The sequence below is a fragment of the Agarivorans sp. 1_MG-2023 genome (assembly GCF_030548385.1).
Lineage (GTDB): Bacteria > Pseudomonadota > Gammaproteobacteria > Enterobacterales > Celerinatantimonadaceae > Agarivorans.
On the sequence record NZ_JAUOSJ010000001.1, the window covers coordinates 1 to 15,052 of the forward strand.

The window sequence follows — 15,052 nt, forward strand, 5'->3', positions numbered from 1 at the left end:
GAAATTAATTAGATCAAACCACGGGGTGCGCGTCTACTTATATGAGTTCTCAGAGGATTATGAGGGGATTCGCTAGAACAGGGCGTTAAATTCTCTCAGACACTTGAAACTCTTCAGTACTGTTCATATATACATAAGTGACACTTATTGCTTAAGGTTGAAGATGGACTATGTATAAACAAGAATTCAAAAACGCGGTAGAAAGAACAAAAGGATTTGGACTTAATTGTCCAATTGTGAGATTCCAAGAAGGTCGACTGTTAACCCCTGAACTGATGGGTGGTTTTGCAAAAGCATTTCAGGAACATATTGGTGAACCGGATGTTGAAGATGTGGTTGCTCAATGCTTGTCCTTCCATTTTAGATTGTTGGAACCGATGAGTAATATAGTGGGTATGCCATGCCAATTTACTATCGGTTATGTTGAAACGAACGAAAGGTTAATGTTCCATCAAACAGAAGAGAGTTTGTTGAACATCTTGGAAAATGGAATCAAAGGTTCAACTTTAAATATCCACGCTTGGTTGACTCTACCCACTATGGAAATAATCGATCTTTCACTCCCTACTAGCTATGCGGTGATTAACAATCACAAAGAAGGTATAGGTGGAGTGATAGCCCAGCATCCAGATGAGCTAACGGGAGGGATGAAATACCACCCAATGTTAATTGGTGAGGATTTTCTAATCAAATCAGGTGCTATGATTGGGTTCCGAATTTAACAAAGCGTTTAAGACAGATTCCCAACGCATGGCATTTTTCATTCCATCGTTGGGTTTTGTGTTTAAGGTAGTATGGTTTAGGTTTGGTGGTAGCGTTGCTCACTACTTAACGCGGCGTTATAACTTTCTCTGAATATGGTGCACATGGCTAGATCAAAAGAACAGCAAATAGTTGCAGATCAAATGTTTGATAAATTACGGGATGACTTATTGTCACGAGATTTGTCGAATACAGAAAATTATGACAAAGCAATACTTACTTTATCTTCTAGTAGTCTAGCTCTGTCTTTGACTGTATTAAAATTTGTTGTTCCATTTAATACAGCTACACACACCTTGTTATTAAAATCTGCTTGGGTCTTACTAGCAATAAGTGTCATATGTTCATTGTGTGCGTATCTAATAAGCAACAAAGCTATATCAGTACAATTAAATAACGCCAGAGATTATTATAAAAATTGTATTGAAGATGCATTTTCTAAAAAAATGTATTTGCTTCTATCAATTATTACCTTAACTTATTAACAGGTTTGACATTTTCTGTAGCAATCTGCCTTTTAATAGCATTTATTACATTCAACTTAACAAACGGAGAAACAACTATGACGGATAAAAAATTTATTACAGGTGAATCAAATATCACTAAAAGTGCAAATATTCCAAGTATGGAAAGCGTTAATACAACATTAGATAATGTTGGTAATAGTGCCAATATACCTACAATGGAACAAGCGCCAAGTACAGCACCGACATCAGGTGGTGACGATTCAGGCTCGTCTGATAGTAAAGAGTAAAAAGTTATAACAAGAAGTTCAAAAGGAAAAAATACAGTTGGCTGTTCGCTTCGCTCAAGTATAGCCAACCATATTTTTCCTCTTAACTAGGCGTTATGTCCAATTGGAGAATCGGTAATGAAACTAGGGAAAGGTATACCTCAATTGCCATCTGGAGATATAAAAGTTACTGCGGAATTTTTTGAATCTAAGATTGGATTTAAAGTAGAAGCAATATTTCCAGATCATGGACACTTAATTCTTACCCGAGATGACGCAGAGATTCATTTTTGGAGCGCAGAAAGTGAAAATCACGCCCGAACTATTGGTTCTGATAGTAGCTGTTATATTAGAGTGGAAAACGTATCAGAACTTTATGCGGAGCTGAAAGAGCGAGATGCTCCATTCCGGTACGAATTAACCGAACAGCCTTGGGGTATGAGTGAAATGCAAATTGACGACCCCTACGGGAATGCAATTCGGTTTGGCGAACCTGTCGCTAAATAGCGACATAACAATCACAGGCAATGGACGCGAAAAAGACCGCGCCAATGCTGTAAGCGTTATAAGGCAAAACATGAATCTCAATGAACTTGCTGGATCTTACTTGCTGTCGATGAACCATGAACAAGAGAGCCTATGTATTGAGTTTGTATTGTTATCTGAAAGTGGGCAGAAAGTTAAATTATTTGCTCACAACAAAAACACCAGTCCAATTTTAGTTGAGTTTGTTGGGCTAACGTTGAAGGCAAACTTTACCACATGCGACGGTGTACCCAGCCTTGGAGAGGTAGAATCGGTTGAAGTAACTGATTCAGGTTTCAGTCTCGAAGGTGATATGGGGTTTATTAACGTTTTTGCTGACACTTGGTATTTTGAAAATGCCTTATAACAAGGTCATGTTGCGGAACTTCGTGTGCTGTCACTTTTTGTGCGGAGCACAAAAATCGCCAACCCACTCCGTCCGTAAATGGCGGCGTTAAATTTTCACAGGAGATGAACTATGAAATCATGGATCATTATTTTGGCCGGTTTATGGTCAACATGGCACTTCATGGCCATTGAGTCTGATAGTGATTTTTTCAGTGTGTTTCTTCCAATCCTATTTAGCCTTTTTGTTCTTGCCTTAGTAATAAAACTTTCTGGAGTTTCAGGTAACAGTGGTGGCGGTTATTGCGGCGGTGGCTTTGGTGGTGGAGATTCAGGCGGTGATTCGGGTGGTTGTGGCGGTGGTGATTGACGCTACACGATTTAACAATCGTTTCTAGCGGAACAATTAGCGCCGCTTAGCAGCTAAATAAAGCGTTAGCGGCTACTATAGTTCACACACATTGCAAAGATTGAGGGATTTATGAAAGGTAAAGGAACGTGTTTATGTGGCTCGGTTAAGTTGGAAGTAGAGTACGTTAGTAACGAATTGGCCGCTTGTCATTGTAGTATGTGTAGAAACTGGTCTGGCGGTCCGATGTTAGCTATTGATTGTGCTGATTCAGTTAAAATATCAGGTGAATCAAACGTTGTTAGGTATCAGTCATCTGATTGGGCTGAAAGAGGTTTCTGCGGTAAATGTGGTACTCACTTGTTTTACTATTTAGTGCCAAGTAACCAGTATCATCTTCCTGTTGGGTTATTGATATCAGGGGATGATTACACGCTAACTCATCAAATATTCATTGATGAGAAGCCCGAATACTACGAATTTAAAAATGAAACACAAAATATGACAAGTGCTGAAGTTTTTGCCCACTTTGAAAGTGGAGAGTAAATAGTTAATTGGTCGTTAACCCCGCCTATTCAATGCCTCCGTTAATCTTAACCCCTTTTGAGTAAGGGAATGCGCTAACGCATTTCTGTACAGAAACGCGTTTGAAAATGGTCAATATTTATTGTCCTCCAGCACTTTGTTGTTTTACTTGAAGGCTATTGCCAATAACGCTTACTCGTCGAAACAAAAAAGCAAATTCAAGTGGTAGCAGCAAGCGCCTGCAGAAATTTGTTAGCTAAATTTTCCGTTTGATATTTTAACGTATCGTCTGTTGCAAGATGCAAAAGGCTTTAGCTTTTCTTTTATTTACCTCATTTAATTTCTTACTAATCATATCGTTACAAGTTTGGCTCGGCTCTTGCTGATAAGCAGTATCTGACCTAAATCAGTAAACGATAGGATTACTTATGAAACCATGGAAACCTTTAGCTTTTGCCTTACTCTGCTCACCATTGAGTAGTTATGGTGCAGCATTTTCTAGTTGCCCTACACAGGCATTTCTCGTGCAACAGAACGTGGCGCAATTGTTTGGCGTTAATCTCGCCACCGGCTATTACCAAACGCTATCTGAAGACATGGGAACCACCGGTAAACTCAATGCCATTGGCTTTAATCTGCATGACGATTATTTGTATGCTTGGAGTTACCAGCACAAGACGCTGGCGCGAATTGGCAACGACTACCAAGTAGAGCCTTTAACGCTGGATTGGAATGGTTTTGCTAGCGATGTGAGCTTTTATGTTGGTGATGTGGCTGTAGAGAACAATGCTCATTACCTTTACCGAAGCGGTTCGGCATATGGCTTGTTTAGGGTGTCATTAGACTCAGCAGATGCAGATTATTTAAGCATGCAACGTGTGATTGATGGCAGTGCGCTTAATCTTAGAATTTTTGATATGGCGTTTCACCCTGATAACGGCATGCTTTATAGCGTAGATAACCAAGGACGTTTATGGCGAATTAACCCAGAAACTGGTGCCAGCGAAAACCTTGCCAATGTTGGCCAAGTAGGTACGTTTGGTGCGGTATATTTTGATGTAAGCGGCCATTTGTACATTAGCCGTAATTCAGACGGTTTAGTGTTCCAAATTGATATCGCGTCTAACTCTCCTGAGGCTCAGCTTTATGCTCAAGGCCCTGCATCAAGCAATAATGACGGTGCACGTTGTGCTATTGCTCCTATAGTAGCCGCCGATGATGCCAATATTGACTTTGGTGATGCACCAGACAGCTTTGGCACTTCATTAATTAACAATGGTGCTCGCCACCAGTTAGTTGATGGGGGGATTCAGCTTGGTTCAAATGTTGATGGTGAAGCAGATGCTTATGTTTACCCGGCTAGCGATGATAGCTCACGCTTATTTGATGATGAAGATGGAATAGCATTTGTTACCGATGTACAAGTAGGTTTGGACTTTGTTATTCAAGTGGACAGCTCGGCGAATGGCTTTTTAAGCGCTTGGTTCGACCTTAATGGCAATGGCACTTTTGATAACGAGGAGCAGTTGCTTACCGACCAAGCTGTAGTGGAAGGTGTGCAATCACTATTGGTGTCGGTGCCCGAAGGCTACGAAAGTGGCGACCGTTGGGCGAGGTTCAGAATCAGCTCTGGCGGCGGGAACACTGCTACAGGTGGTGCGCCAGACGGTGAGGTAGAAGATTATCAAATCTATGTAGGCGACTCTGCTACGCAAGTGAGTTACTACCCAAGTGCTGATGGTTATGCCACGGTAGCCTTTGAAGATAATTGGCCGGCAGCTGGTGATTACGACTTAAATGATTTAGTGGTTAATCTGCAAACCAAGGTGCTTAGCTTTGCTAACGGCGATGTAGCCCGCATTGAGCTGCAAGGCGAAGTACGTGCAGTAGGTGCCAGCTTCCATAATGGTTTTGCTATACGCATACCGGGGATTGATAAGTCGCTGGTTGATGTTGCCGCTATTCGTTATGAGATAAACGGTGAATTACTACAAGCCAGTGTATTGGACGAGAATACTAACGATATTACCGCCATCATTGCCGCTGACGTACGTGAATACATTAACAATCAAAATCAGTGTGACTTTTATAAAACCCAAGCTGATTGTAGAGGTACCGGGCAATTGCACTTTAAAGTGCTACTACCCATGCATGAGGGTTTAGCGAAAAATACCTTACCAAGTGCGCCGTTCGACCCATTCATTTATGCCACAGAGCATTCACGTAACCCTTATTTTGCCAGCTCGCCAGGCCGTGGTTTAGAGATTCATAGTAAAAATCAAAGCCCAAGTGCTGCTGTAGATAGCAGTTTGTGGGGAAGCTTTGATGATGTATCAAATCCCTCAGCCAGCAGCTATTACCAAACAGGTAACGGCTTACCGTGGGCGATTATTGTGCCGTACAACTGGCAGTATCCATTCGAGCGTATCAGCGTGGCTGATGCTTATCCAAAATTCCTAGAGTACGCCCAAAGCGAAGGCCAACAAAGCAGTGATTGGTATCTGCTTGAAAATGCCCGCGGCGAACTTATTTATCAAGATTAGGAGCAAGATGATGACTCAGTTAATTAAGTTAAAACAGTGTGTAAACAGTAGCCTATTGGTGTTAAGCGTTAGCGTATTGGTGGCTTGTGGAGGCGGAGGCGGGGGGGGAGAGAGCGCTACAGTTGTTGATACCACCGAGCCTAGCCCTGAGCCAGTAACAACAACGCCAACCGAGCCTACTACACCAGAACCAAGCCCAGAGCCAGTGGCAACCAGCTTAGAAGAAGTGCAAGTAGCAGAAAGTTTTACGTTTAGTAACCAGCAAGATGTGGCGGTAAACGTCTCTTACCCCTATCAAGAAAGTGAGCGTGCTTACTTAAACATTTGCACTCAATGGAAGGATCTTGCTAGTAACAGTGTTGAATACAGCTCGTGTGTATGGCGTGGCCAAATTAGCCAAGCACAAATGGCAATCAACTTTACTTTGCCTGCACATGCTTCAACCTTAGTTGCCGAAGTGTGGCAGCTGTCTTCGGGCAATGTAACGCGTATTCATCAAGAGCTAAGTATTGATGAGCTTAGTGCTGCTACACCTACGTTTAGCTTTTAATAGGTGACCACTATGCAAGCCTATATCACCAGCATCACTAAGCCTCGACAGGGTGCTGTTTGGCTGTTTATCGACAGCCAGACAGTGGGAGGCATTGAGTCTCATGTGGCTAATTTAGCCATTGCGCTACATCAGCGAGGTCACAATGTGTCGGTGGTGTTTTGGCGAGATTACGCCCAAACACACCCGATGTTGCAGCAGCTTAATCAGCAAAAAGTACCTTGGCTGATTTTAGATGGCAGCGTTGGCAGCTTATTGCATGCGGTGAACGATTTGTTACCTAGTGTGATTCATAGCCATGGCTATAAAGCTGGTTTAATCAGTCGTATGTTACGACTCCTCAAACCCATTAAGCTGGTCTCTAGCTTTCATGCTGGCGAGGTGAGCAAAGGGCGTTTAGCCTGGTATGACTGTATCGATCGTTACTCTGCGGGCTTGTCTCATGTAAGAATCGCAATAAGTGAAGACATTGCGAACCGTTTAGCGGCTAGCTCAGAGATCATCAATAACTTTGTTGAAGTGCCAAACCAAGTGCCTGCAATTGATAGCCAAGATAAACCCACCATAGGATTTGTTGGTCGTTTAACCCATGTTAAGGGACCAGACCGTTTCTACCAGTTAGCGAAAGCCTTACCGCAGTTTAACTTTGTTGTGTTTGGCGAAGGTGAGCTTAAGCCCAGTAAATCATATGCTTTACTGGAAAACTTACAATGTCGTGGAAAGCAAAATTGTATGGACGCCTGTTGGCAGGAGATTGATTTGTTGTGTATGCCTTCGCGAAACGAAGGATTGCCCTTAGCGGCACTTGAAGCGATGGGGCGGGGTATTCCGGTAATAGCGAGTGATGTTGGCGCATTGCCTAGGCTAATTACAGATCATAAAAATGGCTTTTTGTTATCGGGGTTTGATTTACAGCAGTGGACCTCTTCTATTGTTGAGTGGTCTGAGAATGCAGCACTAAGGCAGTGTGTAGCCATTCAAGCCAGCAAAACAGTAGAGCAGCATTATTCTGCGCAAGTGGTACTGCCGCAATTTGAAAATATTTACCAATGTTTAAGTGAGGCGTAGCAGGCGGTTGAGCTGAAGAGTATTGCCTTATAGTGGCTTAGAGCATGTAAAAAAGCAGTGAGTTTATCACTGCTTTTTTGTTTATGCTCGACGCTAGTTTTTCATTTTCATCTTGCAATCATCTATCACCGCTTTGGTGATAGGGCCACGAGACTGCTCGCTTTTAAGTACCTTAGTACAATCGAAATCTTGATTGAAAACGTAAATACCGACTGCTTGAGCAGAGCCCGCTGCAAAGGCAAGCGCTAAAAATAAACTTAATACTTTCATAGTTATCCCTTTTTCAAAGACCTCTTTTGCGTAACTACCAAGAGGTAAAACCGTTAAGTAGATTGAAAGGCCAATGCGTTCATTAACGATACTGCAATGATCCATCATGCAGTGTAAGTAATGAGTTAACTTACAGTTAAATGTTAGGTTAAAGATTCAAATTTGTGAAATAAAATAAAGGTGAAGTATTAGTCTTTTCTTTAGAAGAGGCGCATTTTAATTTTTATTGTTATTAAACATGGGTTTGAGCGGTTTGGCAGATACTAATATTTTATAGTGGCGGGTTTTAATAAACGATATTTCGTAATTCGCTTTACTTTTTAGTCTTTACTTAAAAAGTAAAGCGAGCCATGCATGCTTCATTTTAATAGGAGTAAGTTGCGAGCATCTGCCAAAGTTTCGATGAAGCGGCGTTTATCTGGCGATAAACTTAAGGCTTTTAGTCTCATCATCATCGCTGACATTCGTTGTTTCCTCTCATTGAATAACTCTGCTTCAGCAGTGGCTATTCTGGCTTTCGCTTGGGTGAGAGCGGCAGTGGATTGGCCGCTGATGCGGCTAGCATAGCGCTGATAAATAATATGCATTGCGTTAAGTCTCTGCTGACTTTTGCTGCTTTCAGAACCATCGCGCATTAGATATTCGCAGTCACAATAGCTACCCACAGCCACCGGCCCGGTTAAGGCGAGTTTTAACCAAAGATCCCAGTCTTCTGCAGACGGTAGGTGTTCGTCAAAACTGAAACATGATAACAAGGCCTCTTTAGACGCTAGCACGGTTGATGTGCCCACTACGTTTTCAGCAAATAACTTAGCCGCTGCATTAATTTGGAATTGGTATGATTTTTTTTGTTGGCCAAGGTGGTGGTAGCTGGGCCAAAACTCAAAGCAGGTTCCGCGGTCTTCGCCTTGTTCGCTTACGTGGCGATAGTCGGTAAAGCTAAAGCTAAGTTCGGGATGTTGTTGATGGTAGTCAATTTGGCGCTGTAATTTACCTTCCAGCCAAATATCGTCGGCATCTAAAAAGGCGATGAGTGGGGCATTGGCTTGTTTTATCGCAATGTTTCGCGCATAGGCTGGCCCGTTTCCGCTTAATTTTATACTGCGTAGATGAGGGTGGCTATGTTGATATTGCTGTAGCCATTGCCAGGTTCCATCACTGGAATTATCGTCGACAACAATGATCTCTAAGTTGTCTACGCGTTGTTCCTCTACGCTCGCTAAAGCTTGCTTTAAATAGTTTAAGCAGTTGTAGCTAGGAATTATCACACTACAAACGGGGTTTGGCTTAGTGGGCTTCGACATATTGGTGTCCTTGGCATTGAGGTTGCTTATGTAGCTACATAAGCACGACTTATGCCAGAGAGATAGAAAGATGAATTTAAGCCTTAAGCAACACTCAAGCATTCCCCGTAGTTACTTAGCAGTAGTGAGCGCTTTGTTAGCGGTAGCCTTAATTAGCTTAGTGTGGCTTAAGTTACCTAATGTACTGATTCCCATAGCTTTAGGGATTATTCCTTTGTGTGTCGTGGTGGTATTTAAGCTACCTTTTTGGGTTGTGTTAGGCTTTGTTTGCTTCTCATTTTTTCGTATTCACGAGGCTTTTCCCGCACTGTATGTATTACGAATACCGCAGCTTTTGGCGCTAGGTTCGCTAGCCTGTTTAGCTTGGCATTTGTTTATCTCTCGCAAATTGCAAATCTTCTGGAGTAGAGAGTTAAGCTGGTTAACGGCTTTTTTTGTTTTGTGTGCGATTGGGGTTATTTTTGCAAGTAGCAGACCCGTAGCCATGGCCTACTTTAATGGTGTATTTAGTAAAATTGGTTTAATGACGGTAGCTATTGCATGGTTAATGCGTAAGCCGGAAGACTTTGGTAAAGCTGCAATCGCCTTTTTTATCTGCGGTTTAATGATTGCCATTGTGGCCTTGCAAAATGCTGCTGCTGGCAGGGAGATGGTAGAGGGGACTCGCGTTACTATTGGTCGTTCTATGGGATCGGTACTGGGAGATCCTAACGACTTAGCCTTAACCTTATTGTTTCCTTTAGGTTTTGCCTTAGCATTTAGTTTGCAGCGAGGATCTTGGTTTATTCGGCTGTTAGCCGTTTGCAGTACCATTGCGATTATCGCGGCTATGTTAGCCACTCAGAGTCGCGGCGGATTGCTGGGCATTGCTACTATTAGCGCGGTATTGGCTTGGCGACGGGTTGAAAACAAAACCCTATTAATCAGTATTGGTGCCTTAGCTCTACCCATTTTGTTTGTGCTAGCCGGGGTGTCAGAGCGCAGCTCGGGTGGTGCCGGCGAAAGCGGTATTGACGAATCTTCAATGGGGCGTATTTATGCCTGGCAAGCGGCATTTAAAATGGCTCTGTATAACCCCTTAACCGGGGTTGGTTTAGATAACTTTTACGCCAATTACTATTTCTTTTCATCGCATTGGGATGGAAAAAACCATGCCGTTCATAGCACGTGGTTTGGGGTATTGGCTGAAACAGGTTTTTTAGGATTTACGGTCTTCTGTATCTTAGTGTTTAAAGTGTGTCGCTTGGCTCATGGGAATCTGCATTTGTTAGCCAAACAGCAAGCCAATGTTAATCTAGGTTTGCTTGCATGCGCAGAAGGCGTGTTTGCTGGCTTACTCGGCACCATTGTATCTGGCACCTTTTTAACTCAAGGGTTTACTTGGCCAGTGTATATTTTTACCGCCTTAGTGGTGGCTATTGCTCAGCTACTTCGTCAACCATTGCAGAATGCAAAACCTGTAATTTAGCGCAATTAAAATTTGCTTTTTCCTTCCTTATCTTACTGAAATTATTAAACTTTAAATTAGTGGTCTAGCTCTTGCTGTATTGCTGTTATAGGCGCTGCTTTATGAGGTTTAACCATTATCGGCAGCATCATAACTATGAGGGCTATCCCATGTTTAATGTGTCGATAATCGTTCCGGTATATAAATCTGAACAATACCTAGCCAGCTGCTTAGATTCGCTAGCCAAACAAACCTTAGAAAACGTAGAAGTAATAGTAGTGATAGATGCTTCTCCAGATAGCTGTGCCGCTATTGCGGGAGAGTATTGCTTAAACTACCCAGAGCGTTTTCGAAAAATTGTTTTAGAGAAAAATGTCGGTGTATCAATGGCTCGTAATATTGCCATGCAATCAGCTCAAGGTGAGTACATTGGTTTTGTAGATAGTGATGACTACGCTGAAGCCAACATGTTTGAACTGATGTTTTCCGAAGCGCTAAATAGCAACGCTGACGTAGTGAGTTGCCAAATGCGCTCATTTGAAACACATGACTCTAGTGTTGAGTATCACAACCTTCCTACTAAAGAGTATTACGACGATACCTTTGTTACCAATAAGCTATTTCGCCGAGTCTACCTGCTGTCTAAGCAAATCAATTTTTACAGCAATGTGATTTTTGAAGATGAACCTTTTGCTTACACTGCGCGTTTCGCCACCGATAATCTCGCAGAGGTGAACCAAGTTCTTTACAACTACCGTATGAGCCCCGAAGGACTATGTAGGGGTGACAATCATGGCCGATTTAACCTTTACGACAAGCAATTAATGCTGGCGCGTTTTCTAGCTGACATGGAACGCCGAGGTGCGATTGATGCTCACGCTGAAGAGTTATTGCAGTGTTTAGCTAATCACGCTTTAAGCGCACTTTACTACCACATTTCTGCGATTGATTTGGTCGGCTTCTTTAGTTTTGTTGATCATTTAGTGATTAAGTATCAACTATTAGAGCGTGCTGGTGATTGCTCGCAGGACTACAAGGTGAGTCGCTACCTTAAATTTAGAGGCTCTGCCCCCCGCATCATTTTGCTCAGCTATTTTGTGAAGGCTCGTCAAGCAAAGCAAAAATTCTTAGATAATATTGATCTTGCCAACCTCACCGCACAGGGAGCGAAGTAATGAGTGTGATTCTTAATCGTTCGCCTAGTGTTTCAATTGTGGTGCCGGTGTTTAATACCGAACAGTATCTGTGGCAATGCCTAGAAAGCCTCGCTGAACAAAGCTTAACGTCGATTGAAGTGATTGTGGTGATTGATGCTTCGCCAGACAATGCTTATCTGCTAGCTAAACAGTTTGCCGAGCAATCAAATTTGGCGATGAGAATAGTCAACCTTACTACCAACGTAGGGTTGGCTCAGGCTCGCAATATTGGAATGAGTCACGCCAAAGGGCAGTACCTTGGTTTTGTGGATAGCGACGATTACGTTGATAAACAAATGTATAGCCATTTGTTTAACCAAGCGGTTGCCAACAATGCTGATTGGGTGAGTTGTGGGTTTAGTAAGTTCTCTGCGCAAGGAATTGAGCAATACGCACATAGCAACATAAGTGAGAATACTTCGGTATGTAACAAGTTGTTTCGTCGCAGTTTTATTCATCAACACCAAATTTGTTTCCCTGCGGGGGAATTATTTGAAGACGAAATCTTCTCTTATATGGCGGAGCTATACGCCCAAACAATATTGCATATTGAAAACCCGTACTATTTTTATCGCCATAACGCTAACGGTATTTGCCGCAAACCGGGGGCAGACAAAAGCCGTTTGTATGCGCGTATGTGCTCAATTGGCGACTTTATGCAACGCATGGAACAAAGCGAGTTATTACCAAGTGCAGCGCCATTATGCTTAGAAATGCTTTGTCGACATGCCTATTTGCAGTTACGTACCCAGGTGAGTTGGTTTGATTTACTGTGCTATTGGCGTTTCACTCAACATTTAATCGAGAAGTATCACTTAGCTCAAAGCATCGACTTGGTGAAAGACAACTATTTTGTGAGCAGCTTTAACAAGTGGCAGCATCGCGAATGGGCTTTATGGCTAATTCGCCTGCGAGCAGGGAGAGCCAATTATGCTGTGGAATAAGATACGTAACGCTCGCCAATCGCTGCAAGAAATGGGTGTGTATGGGCTACTAATGGTGCTGCAAAAAGGCATGGGGCTGATGATGCTGCCTGTCACTACGCGTTACCTGAGTTTGCATGAATACGGCTTGTTAGAAAGCTTAGTTGTGGTGTTCTCTCTGTGTTCATTACTAGAAATTAGCGCAGGTGCCTTGCCGCGATTTTATCCAGAATGTAAAACGGCAGCGGCAAAAAGTAACCTTATTTCATCATCATTATTACTCAGCCTCACTTATGGTTTATCGCTAGCTGTTTTAGCCGCTGTTAGCTTGGCTGCGTTGCCTTTTGATTTGTTCTCGGCTTTGCACTTTTGGCAGTTTGCCGGGGTAGCTGCGGTGATTGCCTTTTCGATTGCCCTGCAGCCTTTAATGATGTGGTTGCGCATTGAGCGCCGAGCCGATTGTTACTTTTATTTAGTCGTTTGCCAGTGCCTTACTCAAGTAGGGCTTACTCTGTGGGGGCTACAACAAGGCTGGGCTATGGACGCCATTATCGTCGCCAGCGTTGCGGCAAATGCCGTGGGGCTAAGTTTAGGGATTTGGTTTTGTCGGCAACAACTCAAGCTTAAACTTGATTGGGCTTTGGCTAAATTAACCATGAGTTACCAACGCTGTTTAATAGGAGCATCGTTAGCCTTGTTTGTTATGCACGGTCTTGACCGACTGTTATTAGCTGAATGGTTGGGGGCAGAAACGCTGGCGCAATATGCCATTATGATTAAAGTGATAGAAGCAACCGCGATGGCATTTGGCGTGTTAGAAAGTTGGTGGTTACCGCGAAGATTTGCGGTATTGCAGCAAGCCAATGGCCAAGCGGAAGTGGCTTTAACTCATCAGCGTTTAATGTTGGTGATTATGTTATTGCTATTAAGCGCTGCGCTATTTGCCCCCTTACTAATTAAACAAGTGCTGCCGTTAGCTTATTTGGGCGGTATTGATTGGTTGCCACTAATGCTGCTAGCGCTAGGCTTTAAATTAGCGACAGCGGTTACCGACATTGGCTGTTATTTACCTAATAGCCCAGTATGGTTACCGAGAATCAATATTGCATCTGCACTATTGGCGGTTGTGCTTTATTACAGCTTGATTCCTACTTGGGGAGTGTGGGGTTTAATTGTTGCCTCAAACATTGTGTTTGCCTTGCGCTTTGTATTGTTCACTACCATTAGTTTGGTTCTACAACCTTTGCGCTATCGCGTATCGACTTTGCTAAGTGCTTTTATTCCTCCCTTGTCCGTGTTGCCTGCGTTGGCCTGGTTAAATCACAGCATTTGGTTACACATTCTGCCCGCTTTGGCGTTATTGTGGCTGTTGGTATGGTCTGTTTGGATCATAAAGCCTAGCCACGATGCACCCAATACTGCCTTGGGCATCGTTGCTAACCATTGATTTTATTTAAGGCTGCACGAATGGGGGCTTAGTCAGGTTTTAAGTGCTTTGTGTTTTGTCTGTGTCTTCTTCTTATCTTTGTGTAAGCACTGTGAGTGCTTACACATTCTTTCCCCCTTCTCGTTTTAGCTAAAGCTCGTTCTGCACGTAATGCATTTGGTAGATAAAGCTTGGTCATTTAGCCCTTATTACGACCTTAACTTAGCCGTTAGTCGCTGATTTTCATTTTGCAAAACCACTTTTCGAAAGATTCTAAGTAATTGTTTTATAGTTGATTTATTTGCTGGCACGGATGCTGCTAATACCTATTCAATAGCAACAATATGATGAATTGAGGAAAAGCGGATGAGCAGCCTTTTTTTGCACAATACCAAGTTATGGTTAAAACGTAGCGAATCGCCGTTAGCGAAAGCAGTGTTTTCATTCTTAAAAAACCTACGGCTTTTTCAATTACCTAAAATCCCCGTGTTGTTTAGCGGCTTGTATCGTATACACAAACTGCTGAGTGGCGTGATGCAAAGTACGCTGAGGATCTTATGGTGGACTCCGCTATTTAGAAGCAAAACCCTGGGGCCGTCAAAACGCCTCTACTTATATGGTGGAATGCCGTTGCTCGGAGAAGGCTTGGTTATTCACTTAGGCAACGATTGCCGTGTTTCGGGCGCAACCACATTTAGTGGTCGCTGCAGTGCTGCGCAGCAAGCGGTATTGCACATTGGGAATAATGTTGATGTGGGTTGGCAAACAACTATCGCAGTGGGTAGCAAAGTAACGATTGGGAATAATGTACGTATTGCCGGACGCTGCTTTATTGCGGGTTATCCGGGCCATCCATTAAACGCGGAGCAGCGAGCGGCCGGATTACCTGAGAAAGACGAGCAGGTAGGGGATGTAATACTGGAAGATGATGTTTGGTTGGCTACTGGAGTGTCTATTATGGCCGGCGTCACTATCGGCAAGGGAACCGTTGTAGCGGCGAGCAGTGTAGTCACTAAAAGCCTGCCAAGTGGTGTTATGGCTGCAGGCGTTCCTGCCAAAGTAATAAAAGCCATTGAGGAGAAGTGA

Annotated in this window: 17 protein-coding genes; 15 read left to right on the plus strand and 2 right to left on the minus strand. The window is 43.1% G+C overall.

From position 1 onward, the window contains the following. The first annotated feature begins 170 nt into the window (after nt 1–170). The 10 genes from Q4592_RS00005 to Q4592_RS00050 all read left to right on the plus strand — a co-directional run bounded on the left by Q4592_RS00005 (nt 171) and on the right by Q4592_RS00050 (nt 7,400). Nucleotides 171–722 carry a hypothetical protein gene (locus Q4592_RS00005; protein WP_303508190.1) on the plus strand — a complete coding sequence of 184 codons (552 nt, stop codon included), beginning with the start codon at nt 171–173 and terminating at the stop codon, nt 720–722. Nucleotides 723–866: 144 nt separating this feature from the next. Further along, nucleotides 867–1,247 carry a hypothetical protein gene (locus Q4592_RS00010; protein WP_303508191.1) on the plus strand — a complete coding sequence of 127 codons (381 nt, stop codon included), beginning with the start codon at nt 867–869 and terminating at the stop codon, nt 1,245–1,247. Nucleotides 1,248–1,324: 77 nt separating this feature from the next. Continuing rightward, a complete protein-coding gene (locus Q4592_RS00015; RefSeq protein WP_303508193.1) occupies nt 1,325–1,516 on the plus strand; it encodes a hypothetical protein in 192 nt (63 codons plus the stop codon). A 117-nt stretch (nt 1,517–1,633) separates the two neighbouring features. Continuing rightward, nucleotides 1,634–2,002 carry a VOC family protein gene (locus Q4592_RS00020; RefSeq protein ID WP_303508196.1) on the plus strand — a complete coding sequence of 123 codons (369 nt, stop codon included), beginning with the start codon at nt 1,634–1,636 and terminating at the stop codon, nt 2,000–2,002. A 70-nt stretch (nt 2,003–2,072) separates the two neighbouring features. Continuing rightward, complete coding sequence (locus tag Q4592_RS00025; protein WP_303508198.1) at nt 2,073–2,387, plus strand: hypothetical protein; 315 nt, start codon at nt 2,073–2,075, stop codon at nt 2,385–2,387. Between the two features lie 111 nt (nt 2,388–2,498). After that, a complete protein-coding gene (locus Q4592_RS00030; protein ID WP_303508200.1) occupies nt 2,499–2,735 on the plus strand; it encodes a hypothetical protein in 237 nt (78 codons plus the stop codon). A gap of 111 nt (nt 2,736–2,846) precedes the next feature. After that, complete coding sequence (locus Q4592_RS00035; RefSeq protein WP_303508203.1) at nt 2,847–3,260, plus strand: GFA family protein; 414 nt, start codon at nt 2,847–2,849, stop codon at nt 3,258–3,260. A 407-nt stretch (nt 3,261–3,667) separates the two neighbouring features. Beyond that, nucleotides 3,668–5,782: an LruC domain-containing protein gene (locus Q4592_RS00040; protein WP_303508205.1), complete on the plus strand. Its 2,115-nt coding sequence runs from the start codon at nt 3,668–3,670 to the stop codon at nt 5,780–5,782. 7 nt (nt 5,783–5,789) lie between these two features. Next, nucleotides 5,790–6,332, plus strand: a complete 543-nt coding sequence (locus Q4592_RS00045) for a hypothetical protein (protein WP_303508208.1) — start codon at nt 5,790–5,792, stop codon at nt 6,330–6,332. A gap of 12 nt (nt 6,333–6,344) precedes the next feature. Further along, nucleotides 6,345–7,400, plus strand: coding sequence for a glycosyltransferase family 4 protein (locus Q4592_RS00050; RefSeq protein WP_303508211.1), 1,056 nt, complete (start codon nt 6,345–6,347; stop codon nt 7,398–7,400). 93 nt (nt 7,401–7,493) lie between these two features. Here the strand turns inward: Q4592_RS00050 and Q4592_RS00055 are convergent, their stop codons facing one another. Together Q4592_RS00055 and Q4592_RS00060 are read right to left on the minus strand one after the other, a co-directional pair. Beyond that, nucleotides 7,494–7,670 (minus strand): hypothetical protein, encoded by a 177-nt coding sequence (locus Q4592_RS00055; protein WP_154675871.1) that lies wholly within the window; start codon nt 7,668–7,670, stop codon nt 7,494–7,496. Between the two features lie 359 nt (nt 7,671–8,029). Next, complete coding sequence (locus Q4592_RS00060; RefSeq protein WP_303508219.1) at nt 8,030–8,974, minus strand: glycosyltransferase family 2 protein; 945 nt, start codon at nt 8,972–8,974, stop codon at nt 8,030–8,032. 70 nt (nt 8,975–9,044) lie between these two features. On the opposite strand from Q4592_RS00060, the gene Q4592_RS00065 reads away from it, so the two are divergent. From Q4592_RS00065 to Q4592_RS00085, 5 genes are all read left to right on the plus strand, one after another. After that, a complete protein-coding gene (locus tag Q4592_RS00065; RefSeq protein ID WP_303508222.1) occupies nt 9,045–10,442 on the plus strand; it encodes an O-antigen ligase family protein in 1,398 nt (465 codons plus the stop codon). Between the two features lie 101 nt (nt 10,443–10,543). Beyond that, nucleotides 10,544–11,596 carry a glycosyltransferase family 2 protein gene (locus Q4592_RS00070; protein WP_303508224.1) on the plus strand — a complete coding sequence of 351 codons (1,053 nt, stop codon included), beginning with the start codon at nt 10,544–10,546 and terminating at the stop codon, nt 11,594–11,596. Next, a complete protein-coding gene (locus Q4592_RS00075) occupies nt 11,596–12,561 on the plus strand; it encodes a glycosyltransferase (protein ID WP_303508227.1) in 966 nt (321 codons plus the stop codon). Before Q4592_RS00070 ends, Q4592_RS00075 begins: the two co-directional genes overlap by 1 nt. Continuing rightward, nucleotides 12,548–13,987 carry a lipopolysaccharide biosynthesis protein gene (locus Q4592_RS00080; protein ID WP_303508230.1) on the plus strand — a complete coding sequence of 480 codons (1,440 nt, stop codon included), beginning with the start codon at nt 12,548–12,550 and terminating at the stop codon, nt 13,985–13,987. The genes Q4592_RS00075 and Q4592_RS00080 overlap by 14 nt, the downstream gene beginning before the upstream one ends. A 345-nt stretch (nt 13,988–14,332) precedes the next feature. After that, entirely contained in the window at nt 14,333–15,052 is a 720-nt protein-coding gene (locus Q4592_RS00085) for an acyltransferase (RefSeq protein WP_303508233.1), read from the plus strand.

Excerpts from the sequence above, each read along its gene's own strand:
- Q4592_RS00035 (WP_303508203.1), top strand. The coding sequence starts at position 2,847 with ATGAAAGGTAAAGGAACGTGTTTATGTGGCTCGGTTAAGTTGGAAGTA.
- Q4592_RS00015 (WP_303508193.1), top strand. The coding sequence starts at position 1,325 with ATGACGGATAAAAAATTTATTACAGGTGAATCAAATATCACTAAAAGT.
- Q4592_RS00065 (WP_303508222.1), top strand. The coding sequence starts at position 9,045 with ATGAATTTAAGCCTTAAGCAACACTCAAGCATTCCCCGTAGTTACTTA.
- Q4592_RS00070 (WP_303508224.1), top strand. The coding sequence starts at position 10,544 with ATGAGGTTTAACCATTATCGGCAGCATCATAACTATGAGGGCTATCCC.
- Q4592_RS00060 (WP_303508219.1), bottom strand. The coding sequence starts at position 8,974 with ATGTCGAAGCCCACTAAGCCAAACCCCGTTTGTAGTGTGATAATTCCT.
- Q4592_RS00010 (WP_303508191.1), top strand. The coding sequence starts at position 867 with ATGGCTAGATCAAAAGAACAGCAAATAGTTGCAGATCAAATGTTTGAT.
- Q4592_RS00080 (WP_303508230.1), top strand. The coding sequence starts at position 12,548 with ATGCTGTGGAATAAGATACGTAACGCTCGCCAATCGCTGCAAGAAATG.
- Q4592_RS00045 (WP_303508208.1), top strand. The coding sequence starts at position 5,790 with ATGATGACTCAGTTAATTAAGTTAAAACAGTGTGTAAACAGTAGCCTA.
- Q4592_RS00050 (WP_303508211.1), top strand. The coding sequence starts at position 6,345 with ATGCAAGCCTATATCACCAGCATCACTAAGCCTCGACAGGGTGCTGTT.
- Q4592_RS00055 (WP_154675871.1), bottom strand. The coding sequence starts at position 7,670 with ATGAAAGTATTAAGTTTATTTTTAGCGCTTGCCTTTGCAGCGGGCTCT.
- Q4592_RS00075 (WP_303508227.1), top strand. The coding sequence starts at position 11,596 with ATGAGTGTGATTCTTAATCGTTCGCCTAGTGTTTCAATTGTGGTGCCG.
- Q4592_RS00025 (WP_303508198.1), top strand. The coding sequence starts at position 2,073 with ATGAATCTCAATGAACTTGCTGGATCTTACTTGCTGTCGATGAACCAT.
- Q4592_RS00020 (WP_303508196.1), top strand. The coding sequence starts at position 1,634 with ATGAAACTAGGGAAAGGTATACCTCAATTGCCATCTGGAGATATAAAA.
- Q4592_RS00005 (WP_303508190.1), top strand. The coding sequence starts at position 171 with ATGTATAAACAAGAATTCAAAAACGCGGTAGAAAGAACAAAAGGATTT.
- Q4592_RS00030 (WP_303508200.1), top strand. The coding sequence starts at position 2,499 with ATGAAATCATGGATCATTATTTTGGCCGGTTTATGGTCAACATGGCAC.
- Q4592_RS00085 (WP_303508233.1), top strand. The coding sequence starts at position 14,333 with ATGAGCAGCCTTTTTTTGCACAATACCAAGTTATGGTTAAAACGTAGC.
- Q4592_RS00040 (WP_303508205.1), top strand. The coding sequence starts at position 3,668 with ATGAAACCATGGAAACCTTTAGCTTTTGCCTTACTCTGCTCACCATTG.